Origin of the sequence: Maribacter hydrothermalis (assembly GCF_001913155.1) — a bacterium.
Taxonomy (GTDB): Bacteria; Bacteroidota; Bacteroidia; order Flavobacteriales; family Flavobacteriaceae; genus Maribacter; species Maribacter hydrothermalis.
Window position 1 is genome coordinate 519,814 of the sequence record NZ_CP018760.1, and the last position, 12,745, is coordinate 532,558.

Annotated in this window: 9 protein-coding genes; 5 read left to right on the top strand and 4 right to left on the bottom strand. The window is 33.8% G+C overall.

The window, feature by feature from the left end:
• The first annotated feature begins 6 nt into the window (after positions 1–6).
• Positions 7–1,191 (top strand): acetate/propionate family kinase, encoded by a 1,185-nt coding sequence (locus tag BTR34_RS02345; protein WP_068486637.1) that lies wholly within the window; start codon positions 7–9, stop codon positions 1,189–1,191.
• Positions 1,192–1,303: 112 nt separating this feature from the next.
• Here the strand turns inward: BTR34_RS02345 and BTR34_RS02350 are convergent, their stop codons facing one another.
• The 4 genes from BTR34_RS02350 to BTR34_RS02365 all read right to left on the bottom strand — a co-directional run bounded on the left by BTR34_RS02350 (position 1,304) and on the right by BTR34_RS02365 (position 9,043).
• Positions 1,304–2,608, bottom strand: coding sequence for a TolC family protein (locus BTR34_RS02350; RefSeq protein ID WP_068486635.1), 1,305 nt, complete (start codon positions 2,606–2,608; stop codon positions 1,304–1,306).
• A 1-nt stretch (position 2,609) separates the two neighbouring features.
• Positions 2,610–5,690: an efflux RND transporter permease subunit gene (locus BTR34_RS02355; RefSeq protein WP_068486633.1), complete on the bottom strand. Its 3,081-nt coding sequence runs from the start codon at positions 5,688–5,690 to the stop codon at positions 2,610–2,612.
• Complete coding sequence (locus tag BTR34_RS02360; RefSeq protein ID WP_068486718.1) at positions 5,690–6,763, bottom strand: efflux RND transporter periplasmic adaptor subunit; 1,074 nt, start codon at positions 6,761–6,763, stop codon at positions 5,690–5,692. The genes BTR34_RS02355 and BTR34_RS02360 overlap by 1 nt, the downstream gene beginning before the upstream one ends.
• 372 nt (positions 6,764–7,135) lie before the next feature.
• Entirely contained in the window at positions 7,136–9,043 is a 1,908-nt protein-coding gene (locus tag BTR34_RS02365) for an endo-beta-N-acetylglucosaminidase (RefSeq protein ID WP_157483946.1), read from the bottom strand.
• Positions 9,044–9,183: 140 nt separating this feature from the next.
• Between BTR34_RS02365 and BTR34_RS02370 the strand changes: the two genes are divergently transcribed.
• The 4 genes from BTR34_RS02370 to BTR34_RS02385 all read left to right on the top strand — a co-directional run bounded on the left by BTR34_RS02370 (position 9,184) and on the right by BTR34_RS02385 (position 12,741).
• Positions 9,184–9,543, top strand: a complete 360-nt coding sequence (locus BTR34_RS02370; protein WP_068486629.1) for a hypothetical protein — start codon at positions 9,184–9,186, stop codon at positions 9,541–9,543.
• A 248-nt stretch (positions 9,544–9,791) separates the two neighbouring features.
• A complete protein-coding gene (locus BTR34_RS02375) occupies positions 9,792–10,268 on the top strand; it encodes a nucleoside deaminase (protein ID WP_068486627.1) in 477 nt (158 codons plus the stop codon).
• 193 nt (positions 10,269–10,461) lie between these two features.
• Complete coding sequence (locus BTR34_RS02380; RefSeq protein ID WP_068486625.1) at positions 10,462–11,331, top strand: AraC family transcriptional regulator; 870 nt, start codon at positions 10,462–10,464, stop codon at positions 11,329–11,331.
• A gap of 87 nt (positions 11,332–11,418) precedes the next feature.
• The gene (locus BTR34_RS02385; RefSeq protein WP_068486623.1) at positions 11,419–12,741 is read left to right on the top strand and encodes an L-fuconate dehydratase; all 1,323 of its coding nucleotides are present in this window, start codon (positions 11,419–11,421) and stop codon (positions 12,739–12,741) included.
• Positions 12,742–12,745: the final 4 nt, after the last annotated feature.

The window sequence follows — 12,745 nt, forward strand, 5'->3', positions numbered from 1 at the left end:
ATTTTCATGAATATTTTAATTATTAATTCTGGCAGTTCATCCATAAAATATCAGCTTATAGAAATGCCTTCTACCAAGGTTATTTGTGTTGGATCTATAGAACGCATTGGTAGTTCAGATGCAATATCCACCTATAGAACAGATACAAATAAAGTTGAAAAAATTTATGAAATAGCAAGCCATAAAAAAGGATTAGAAAAAATTACTTCACTTTTATTAGATGTTAATATTGGCGTGCTAAATAGTACAGATGATATTGATGCTATAGGACATCGGGTGGTTCATGGTGGTAGTAATTTTACAAAAACTACCTTAATAAACGATGAAGTTAAAAATAAGATAAAATTTCTTTCCTCTTTAGCACCATTACACAATCCCGCAAATTTAGAAGGTATACTAATGGCAGAGGAAATATTCGATTCTGCTAAACAAATAGCTGTTTTTGATACGGCATTTCATGGTACTGTACCTGTTAAAGCTAAAAAATATGCTATTCCTAACGAGTTATACAATGAAAAAGGAATTCAAGCGTATGGTTTTCATGGTACTAGTCATAAGTATGTATCGGAAAAAGCAAATGCATATTTACAAAAGAAAAGTACCAATCTTATTTCAGTTCACTTAGGAAACGGATGTAGCATTACAGCTATTAAAGATGGCAAAAGTATTGACCACAGTATGGGCTTTACACCGGCAAATGGACTAATAATGGGCACTAGAAGTGGAGATATCGACCACTCTGTTATTTTTTATTTGGTGAATACTTTAGGTTATAATTTAAATGAAGTTAACGAGCTGCTGAACAAAAAAAGTGGAATGCTGGGACTTACCGGTTTCAATGATCTTCGCGATATTGAAAGAGAAGCTACTAAAGGTAATACCAATTGTATTTTAGCTTTGGAAATGAATGCTTATCGAATTAAAAAATTTATTGGATCCTACACTGCTGCAATGAACGGACTTGATGCCATTATATTTACCGCAGGTATTGGCGAGAATTCTAGTTTCATGCGTCAACTGGTATGTAAGGATATGGAATATTTCAATATTCATTTAGATGATTCTAAAAATGACTTAAGAGCATCGAACTTACGTGAAATAAATACAAAAGACTCAGCAGTCAAAATCTTGGTGATACCTACTAATGAAGAATTAGAAATTGCTAACCAAGTTTATGAATTACTTGCCTAGTCGATATATAATATTATATATACAAATCCATTAAATTAATAGAGTCTGGTGTTTATACAAGCAAATTTGCTTGTATAAACACCAGACTTTAATTTTGAAATAGGAAAATGATTTAAATATCCAATTCTCCGGATAATTGCCTTAGAATTATCTCTGACAATTTTGCTTGAAATTTAGCATTACTAAACCTCACCTTTGCATTAATGTAATTTAATTGAGCTGTTCTAAATTCAATAGTAGGAATTGTTCCTATTCTAAATTTTTCAACAGTAATATCTAAATTTTCTTTGGCTATCGCCTCGTTATTTCCTTCTAACTCTATAAGGCTAATATTGGTTAAATAGGTTTGATAGGAAGTTCCAACCATTGATAATAGCTGTTGTTCTTGTTCTTCAATAGCTATTGTTGCATTTTGTACTTCTAACTTACCTATCTTTTCATTTCTATTTTGATTAAAACCATCAAACAAATTTAAGGTTGCTCCAAAACCATAACTAAATCCATTTGATTCTGAACTGGTTGTAAAACCAAGACTAGATTCTGAGCTGCCAAAATTATAACCAGTTGTTGCATAAATAGTTGGGTACCTACCTGCTTTAATCTGTTTTAACTCTAACTCACTTATTCTTTTACTTATTCGTTGAGCATTTAATTGTGGATTGTTAGTTACTATTGATGTTTCCAAATTTGGTAACAACAAACTTTCGTCTACAAATATTTCTGGTACAGCTTTAAATTCAGTTTTTAGATTTCGGGCCAATTGCCTATTTAGTTCGATTTTTGTATTGGCATATAATTCTTTTTGTCGTTGCATTAAGGTTTGATCCGTATTCAAATCAACCTTAGCATTTAACACCTCAAGCTTTGAAGCCTTACCAATGGAAAATCGGTTTTGCGCTAATTCGACTCTTTGTTTGGATATTATTATAGTGCTATCTAAAGCGGACAATTGTTGTTGTTGCTGTACTAAGTCATAATAAGTAATCATCACCTCACCAACTTTGGTAAGTATCACCTGTTTTAGTTCTTCTTCGCCTAAATTTTTATTTTGTTTTAATTGCTCGAAATTGGCGAACATACTTAAACCGTCAAATAAAGTCCAATTTAAGGCTGCTCCATAATTTAGACTATTATTCTTAGCATTGTCTCGTTCTACTTGCGATCCGTCTGATCTAGTTTGAGATAAACTTTGAATGCTATTGGCATCAACAATACTTGCTTCAATGCTTGGCAGCATACCTGCAAAACCTGGACTCACAGATAACGAGTCGATTTTTAAACTATTACCTGCCGTAATTATTTGATAATTATTAGCTACCGCAATCTTAACAGCATCTTGTATGGTAAGTAATTCTTGACCAAAACAATTGAATACAGTTAAACATAAAGCGATGGTGGTATATTTTAGGTTATTCATTTTAATAGGTTTCAAGCGCTTTAAATTCTGGTCTTTCTACTTTTTCCCTGGACCACAACATATAAAGTGCAGGTATGACAAATAAGGTTAACATTAATGAGAACATAGTACCTCCAATTATAACTACACCCATACCTATTCTACTTGTTGATGCGGCCCCAAGTGATAATGCAATAGGTAATGCCCCTAATGCTATAGTTAAACTTGTCATTAAAATTGGCCGTAATCTAGATTCTGATGCCTGTAAAATAGCATCTCTTTTTTCAAGTCCCTGCTCTCGTAATTGGTTTGCAAATTCTACAATTAAAATTCCGTTTTTAGTAACTAGACCTATAAGCATTATAGTGCCTATTTGACTGAAAATATTCCAAGATTGGCCAAATAACCATAGGGAAAATAAGGCTCCCGCTACCGCCATTGGTACAGTTAAAATAATAATAAATGGATCTATAAAACTTTCAAATTGTGCTGCTAGTATCAAGAAAATTAATAGTAATGCTAGACCAAAGGCAAATAAGGTATTTGAACCACTTTCTACAAAATCTCTAGATTCACCTCCCAAATCCGTTGTAAAAGATTCATCCAAGACTTTCTCCTTAATACGCTCCATTGCCTCTATACCATCATTAATCGTTTTACCTGGTGCCAAGTTAGCAAATACCGTAGCCGCCATAAATCTATTATTATGGTAAAGTTGGGGCGGACTACTATGTTCCGATGTTTGAACTAAATTGTCCAATTGAATTAATAACCCGTCTTTATTTTTCACAAATATGGATGTTAAATCCATTGGAGCATCCCTATCTTCCTTATCAAATTGACCAATGACTTGATACTGTTTTCCGTTCATTAAGAAATATCCAAATCTTTGACCACTTAATGATAATTGTAATGTTTGGGCAACATCCCTAACAGAAACACCTAAAGTCTCTGCTTTTTCACGGTCTATGGTTACATAGATTTCTGGTTTATTAAACTTTAAGTTTACATCTACGAACGAAAACGTTTCATCATTTTCTGCTTCGGCCATAAAAACTGGTATACTCTCTTCTAACTTTTTAAAATTTTGTGCCTGAATTATAAATTGAATTGGCGGTCCTCCCCTTCTATTTACAGAAATTGTAGGTCGTTCAGATACGTTAGACTTGCCGCCGACATAAGCCTTTGCCCATACCCCCAAATCATTTGCAATTTCATTTTGAGAACGCTCTCGTTCACTTGGGTCCACCAAAGCTATATTTGCCCTACCACTATTTACCGATGAAGACCCAAAACCTGGCGAAGTAAGTACTAAACTAACTTTTTTCTCGGGTATAGAATCATTTATCAATTCAGTTATATCCGTCATTAAACGGTCCATATACTCATAAGATGATCCCTCTGGAGCATCTACGCTTAAACGAATAAAACTTCGATCATCGTAAGGTGCGGTTTCTTTAGGAAGCAATATATAAAAGAGCGCAATTATGCCCAAACAGCCAATTAAAATAGGAAAACTCATCCATTTTCTTTTCATGAAAACACGTAATGATTCTGCATACGAGTGATTCATCTTCAAAAAATACTTCTCTGTTACTTGATAAAATTTTGATCGCTTTTGCTTACCGGGTTTAATAAGGTATGCATTTAACATAGGTGTTAATGATAGCGATACAAAAGCTGATATGAGCACAGCGGCGCCCAATACGACTCCGAATTCGCGAAATAGCCTGCCTACAAAACCTTCTAAGAATATTACAGGTAAGAATACAGCAGCCAAGGTTACCGAAATAGATATTACTGCAAAGAATATTTCGTTAGAACCTTTTATTGCGGCTTCAATAGGGCTCATGCCCTCTTCCACCTTTTTATAGATATTTTCGGTAACTACAATACCATCATCTACCACTAAACCGGTAGCCAGCACAATGGCAAGTAGTGTTAATACATTAATTGAATACCCAAAAAGCCACATCACAAAAAAGGTAGCAATTAAAGAAACAGGAATATCTATTAACGGCCTCATAGCCATAGACCAGTTTCTAAAAAATAGAAAAATTACAAGGATTACTAATACTATTGAAATAAGCAATGTTTCTGCTACCTCTGTTACCGCTCTTCTTACAAATATGGTATCATCAATAACTACATTTAATTTAAAGCCCTCGGGCAAATCCTTCTTAAGCTTTTCGTACTCCTCATAAAATGCATCGGCAATTTCTAGGTAGTTCGTGCCTGGTTGGGGAATAACCGCTGTTGCGACCATGGGTTGACCAGAATCACTCATTTTGGTTTCCATATTCTCCCCTTCTAAAGTAGCTTTACCAATATCACTTAACCTAACCAGTCTTTCATTATCTGCCATGATAATGATATTGTTAAACTGTTCTTCGGTATTTAGGTTTCCTATTGTCTTTACGGTTAATTCTGTATTATCTCCTGTTAGTTTCCCTGACGGAAGTTCCACATTCTGCGCCAATAATGCATTTTGTACATCTGCTACTGTAAGACCGTACGAAGAAAGCTTTAAAGGATCTATCCAAAGCCTCATAGCATACCTACGTTGTCCCCAAATTTGTACACTACTAACCCCTGGTATGGTCTCTATTCTTTGTGCTATAACATTTTCTGCATAATCCGATAGTTCCAAAATATTCTTACCATCACTTTGTACGGTCATGGATAGGATTCTTTGTGCATCTGCATCGGATTTAGAAACTACTGGTGGCGCGTCTAAATCATCAGGAAGACTCCTAACGGCTTGTGAAACCTTATCCCTTACGTCATTAGCTGCATCCTCCAAGTTTTTATCTAAATTAAACTCAATACTTATGGAGCTAGAACCTTGTACACTAGAAGATGTAATATTACGTATACCGTCAATGGAGTTTATCGCTTTTTCTAATGGTTCCGTAATCTGTGATTCAATTATATCTGCATTAGCTCCTGAATAGTTGGTACGTACAGATACTTGCGCTGGATCTATGGAAGGGAATTCCCGTACTCCTAAATAAGTATAACCAATTATACCAAAAAGAACTATGGAAAGGTTCATTACAATGGTTAGAACCGGACGTTTTATACTTAAAGTTGATAAATTCATTATTCAGCTTTAGGTGTTTCAGGTTGATTTAAATCTACTTTTACCGGCGTTCCATTTTTTAAAGCCATTACCCCATACGTTAAAATGGTATCACCTGCTTTTAAACCAGTAAGAACACGAACTTCATTACCTGTTCTTGCTCCAATTTCTACATCGATTTCTTTTGCCTTACCTGCTTCAGAAATAAAAATACGTTTTCCGTTTTGTACAGGAATCAATGATTCTGACGGCACCATTAAAGCATCATCAACATGTTCTAAGGGGAGCATTACATTGGCATATGTACCAGGGTATAATTTACCTTCCTTATTCTCGGCAATTGCTCGCATTTTTAAAGTCCTAGTAGCTATCTCCACTTCAGGCTCTATGGCATAGACTTTGGCTTCATATTCTGCTTTAGAATCTGAAGTAGTAAAAGTTAAATTAGACCCTACTGTTACCTGTGAACTATACTTTTCTGGAATTGAGAATGTTAATTTTAATTTACTAGTGTTAACTAATTTAGCAATTGGTGTTACAGGCGTTACATATGTTCCTTTAGATATTGACCTTAACCCGATCGTACCAGAAAATGGTGCTCTTACCATTGTTTTGGAAAGTTGTGCTTTTATGAGTTGTGATTCTGCACTAGCAGATTGAAAATCTGCGCTTACTATATCATATTCTTCTTGACTTATAGCTTGCTTTTCTAATAACAATTTAGCTCTACGCTCATTTTCAGCAGCTAACTTTTGGGCTGTTTGCACCTTAGATAATTGCGCCTGTAATTCAATATCATTAACCTTAAATAGTATTTGGCCCTGAGCCACTTTGCTGCCCTCTTGGAAATTGATATGCTCAACTACACCAGAAACCTCGCTTCTAATTTCAATTTGCTCATTAGCTTCAATAGTACCGGACAATGAAATATTGTCATTAAACTTCTGGGGATGTAATATCAACCCTTTTACAGTTGTAGTAGAAGATGATGCTGATTTTGGAGCTTTTAATTCGCTATTGGCATTTATTCGATAAAATATTAAGGCTACAATTCCTATCAATAATATACTGTAAACAATGTATTTTGTTTTCATAGGTGGTGGAGGATAGTATTTCGTTAGTTTGGTTACCAACAAATCTAAACTTAATCCCCAATTTTAAGGTATAAATTAAGCTATATTTAACAAGGTTTTAGCACGCTAATAATCAAGGTGCTACAAGAAATTTAAACGCCTTTTTAGAATGCTATTTTATAGGACACAGAAAAAATAGAAAGGTTTAATCTAAATCTATTTTTAACATATTTAACGCTCTTTAAAATGTGTTAACTGAATACCTTTTAAATCCTACTTAATTATTAAAATGGTATTCTAACACGACAATGCTGCTCATTAAAGTACCAGTTTATAAGTTATTATTACTCCAAGAATTTTATATTATTGCGTTACTTAAAATGACAGAGTGCCTTATTTAGAAACATTTATCAGTTTACGTATTAATTTGCCTTTTTCACCTCCAAAACTTTCAGATTGTACCGCTAAGTTAATTTTACCGTTTTTTACAGGAATGTTGGATATATAATAATCTTGTGAAGTAGTTTTACCTAACCAGACTTTTTCATTTTTGGCATTTAAAAAGTACATATTATGATACACATTCTCTGATTTTTCATTGAAATGAATATATAATTCTGAGCTATTCTCCTTAGTAAAAGTCTCTACAGTGAAAGAAGAAGTAGTAGGTTTTTTTTCCTTTTTATAGTACATGGATAGCTCTCCAAGAAATGTTTTACCTTCTCCTTTCGTTATTAATCCTATTTTGGATAGTAATATATTTTTTCGCTTAGGAATAGAAATAGAATTCGTAAACCATGAACTAGATTTCTTTAAAGGAAATGTCAAAGTCTCTCCGTTAGATAGTTGACAATAGATTTGCAAATTTATATTCCCAGATGTCTTGGTTACCACCTGAAGGTTTAAAGATTGATCTAAATTTAGTTTGGTTTTGTATAAAGGAAAATCTGCATTTGAAATTCCTTCAAAGTACAAACTGCTACCGCCTTCATAACTTTCATCAAAACTAATTGCCGCCTTTACCTTGGTGCTATCCACTTTAAATTGCCAGGTTGGCAACACATCTTGTATACTTAGATTATGCCACTCTTTTTCAGAAACAGTCTTGCCCTTATCATTATAAAAACGACCTAAGCCATAATTAAAATTAGTTTTAAAAGGCAATTCGTTGATAACACTACGTGGTTCAAAATAATCTGCAAAACCCAACCATTTGCTAGACCCAAATCTAGTTTCGATTGATGGACCGCCATTCCAGAATTTCTGCTCATTAATATAAACATCTTCGGGTGTTTTAGTTTCTGATATATCAAAAGTAGCATTAGACCAATATATTCCTATTGATGTATTATTTGGTTTCCCATCGTTATAAAGCATATCCCATTTTACGGGAGTTTTAAAACTTTTAGATTGTACATCTATACCTGCATATAGGTCCCACTCGCTTCTACCCAGTTCTCGGGCTGCTTTTTTACTATCTTCTAAATTGACTTCATTATACCTGAAATTGATAAAAAATACATCGGACATATTTTTATCCCCTTTTTGAAAATACATTTGATTGTGGTTATTCAGCTCATCTTGCCATATTACCCTAGAATCATCTATCATGGCATCATACCACACCAATTTTAAATTTGATTGTGTTCTGTAATATGCTATAAATTGTTGCATTAACTCCCCCATTTCACCTACCAAATCATACGTTTCTTGATTTATGAACCATCCATCAAAATTATAGGTGTCGGCAACTTCAATAAGTTTATCTGCTACGGGAAAACTCCCGTCGGCATTCCTAACTAGAAATTCGTATACCCATTCTTCTTTCCCCCCATATACATTGGGCGGAAAAAATACAGTACCAATACTCTTTACTCCATTCTTATGTGCGGCATCTGTCCAAAATGCCGTTGGTGGCACAATGATTCCTTCATTGGCCGAACCACCCCATTGCACGAAATAATCTATGTATTGCCAAAAAGGAAACGCATATTGTTTTACAGTTGAAAACCCTTGCGATGGATGAAAATTGGTCGTATGTGGCGCCATCAATGCTATAATACCGGGGATTTTATTGGCATTTTCATCTAAATCTATTGAGTCATTTAAAAAACGATTTGCCAATGCTACTTGACTGATGTTGAACTTAGCGTCTTTATCACTTTCTGGCGACCATTGCAATAGTTCTTTTACAAACCAATATGAAGAATATGGCTGATTATCACCGTACTGTTCTTCTTGAGCATAACCCATTATCCCAACACTTAAAAACACCAAACATATTAAAATAGCTTTCTTCATATTTGTTTTACTTTCATTTTCAATTAAAGTTAAAGATTGCCATTTTTTAAGGATTCTACAAAAAGTTTGATGGTAACCTTTTCCTTGATTCAAGAAACGATGCGTTAATTTTTCAATATTTTAGCCATTCAAAATAATATATGACGGTTGAGGATTTAGTTGGACAATATGATATTATAGGAAGTAACCAAGATGTAGAATCAAACTCTTACAAAGGCACGCTGATTTTATCTTTGGATGCAAATTTGCGAATTGTAGCAAAATGGACTATCAATACCAACCAAGAGCAAACAGGCACCGGATTCTTTAAGAATAATATTCTGGTTATAAACTTTAGATATTCTGGTGAAGATAACAATGTTTACAAAGGTGTTGTCGTATACCAGTGTATTAACAAAGATGTTTTAGACGGATTTTGGTCTGAAAAACATGGAAATCCGCTCTATTTAGGGGAAGAAAGATGTTTTAAGGTTAAAGATAAAACTGACCTGTTAAATTGAAAAAACAATGAATTTGGACCGAAATCGAGCAATTAAAACATTCGTATTTTTTGAAATATAAAAGCTTTAAGCCGCATAATTTATTGGGATCAAAAAATATTTTAGATTTTTATTTAGAAATAGTGGTTTCTTCAATATTTTCCATTTTAACGATAAAATCATTTTGTGGTTTTCAAAACACAAGCCAACTAAATACTTAATTTTGCTGCCCAATTTAGTTAATTGAGATTTTCAAAAATTTATAATATATGACAAATAATCACGAGTTTTTTATGCGAAGAGCTATTGAAATGGCTGCAAAAGGAATGAACTCAAATGCAGGCGGACCATTTGGTGCCGTAGTTGTAAAAGATGGAAAGATTATTTCCGAAGGTCATAACAAGGTAACCTCAACAAATGACCCTACTGCACATGCAGAAATGGTAGTTATTAGAGATGCCTGTAAAAAACTAAATGATTTTCAACTGACAGATTGTATTATTTATACCTCATGCGAACCGTGCCCTATGTGCTTTGGTGCTATTTATTGGGCACGGCCTAAGGCGGTATATTTCGGTTGCGATAAAGCAGATGCAAAAGCGATTGATTTCGATGACCAGTTTATTTATGACGAATTAGAAGTGGATATGCAAGACAGACAAATTCACTTTAAACAAATGCTACAAGAAGAAGCTGTTGAAGTTTTTAATAATTGGGCTTCTAAGAACGATAAGACAAGATATTAGTACATCGGTAACAGTCTTATAGCTTACCGAATAATTTATCTGCAAAAGAGAGAAGAACTTATTCCGTTTTTCTCTCTTTTTTTATGCCCAATAATCATTATACAACCAACCTATCACATCATACATTTGCAATAATTATTACATATTTTTTATACATCTATAAATAGTGCGTATTTTGTAATAAATTCATAAAATGAAACTTCATTTATTAGATAGGTCCAGTATTGGTAATACATCAATTACGGTATCTCAAAATAATTATAAGAATTTTTTGAAGGTTTGGCATTTTCATGAAGAGCTAGAATTAGTCTATATTATTAAAAGTACCGGAACTCGATTTGTTGGTGATAGTATTGAAAAATTCGAAGCTGGCGAGGTGATATTAATTGGCAAAAATGTGCCACATATGTGGTTAAATGATGAAGCTTATTTCGATAAACATTCTACACTTACAGCACAAGCTGTTTCTATACATTTTAAAGATAATTTCGTTGGTAAAGAGTTTTTATCCCTTCCAGAAATGCAACCCATTTCTCATCTTTTAACGAAAGCATCCCAAGGTATTAAATTTCTCAATGTTACAGATACTATAAAAAATGAATTAAAAAATTTAAATAGTCTTGACCCTGCTATTAAAATAACGAGAATAATTGAAATTTTAAGCAAGCTTGAGCAAAACAAAAATTATACCTTATTATCTAGTAATGGTTTTATCAATACCTTTCATCAAACAGAAAATAAGCGGTTAAATACTATTTACGAATATGTGTATCAAAATTTTCACACACCAATAAGTTCTAAAGATGTTGCAGAATTAGCAAACATGAACGCCTCTGCATTCAGTAGATTTTTTAAGAGCACACATAGAAAACCATTTACCAGATTTTTAAATGAAATACGAATAGGTTTTGCCTGTAAAATGTTACTGGAAAATAAAGAGAGCATCACTTCAATTGCATATGCATGCGGATTCGGAAATATTTCAAACTTTAATCGCCAATTTAAAATTATTAAAAACGAATCTCCTTCTTCATTTTTAAGCCAACATCGAAAACATTTATAAGCTTTATGCAAAAAAAGTATCGAATCTGGTATTTTATGAGGTGGTTTTAGGTCATCTGTTCCAATATTTTTGGATAAAACAAAATCAATGTCAAACTCTATTATAATTACTGACGTAATATCAAGGGACATCCGCTTCCCTACTAGTAAGTCTTTAGATGGTTCAGATGCTATGAATCCGGATCCAGATTATAGCGCTGCTTACGTAATATTAAAAACAAATTCTCCGGACGGTTTTGAGGGACACGGACTCACCTTTACTATAGGTAGAGGAAATGAACTTTGTACACAGGCTATAAAATCGCTTTCTCATTTAATTAAAGGAAAATCTTTAGAAAGTTTCACCTCAGACTTGGGTGGTTTTTGGAAAATGATTACTGGTGATAGTCAGTTACGCTGGTTAGGTCCAGAAAAAGGGGTTATACATTTGGCAACAGGTGCAATTGTAAATGCTGTTTGGGATTTATATGCCAAAGTAGAAAAGAAACCACTTTGGAAACTATTGGCAGATATGACTCCTGCTGAATTGGTCTCATGTATAGATTTCACTTATATTACTGATGCTATAACACCACAACAAGCTCTTGAGCTTTTAAGTAAAAAAGAAGCTACTAAACAAGAGCGTATTGCTCATTTAAAAGATAAAGGTTACCCTGCGTACACCACTTCTGCGGGTTGGCTAGGTTATTCTGATGATAAAATGAGACGCCTATGTAGAGAAGCAAAAGAAAGTGGTTTTAAACATATGAAAATTAAGGTTGGTTCTGACCTAAATGATGATATGAGACGTGCCGCAATTATTCGTGAAGAAATTGGGGACGATTTAAAACTTATGATGGATGCCAACCAAAAGTGGGATGTTGATGAAGCTATCACCAATATGGAATCACTAAAAAAATTTAATCCTTGGTGGATTGAAGAGCCCACAAGCCCTGATGATATTTTAGGTCATGCAAAAATTGCTAAGGCAGTTAAGCCTATTGAGGTTGCAACTGGCGAACATTGCCAAAACAGAGTTATCTTTAAGCAGCTTATGCAAGCTGGTGCCATTGGTATTTGCCAAATTGATAGTTGTAGGGTTGGTGGCGTAAATGAAATACTGGCTATTTTGTTAATGGCTGCGAAATTTAATATTCCCGTTTGTCCGCATGCCGGCGGGGTTGGTCTATGTGAATATGTACAACACTTATCCATGATAGATTATATAGCTATTAGCGGGTCTATGGAAAATAGGATAATAGAATTCGTGGATCATTTGCACGAGCATTTTTATGAACCAGTGGTTATTAAAAACGGTGCTTATATGCCTCCTAAATTACCAGGATATAGTATTACAATGAAAGAAGATTCTTTAGATACTTATTCTTTTCCCAACGGGGCATTTTGGAAAGAAGAATTAAAGAACAAATAAACTA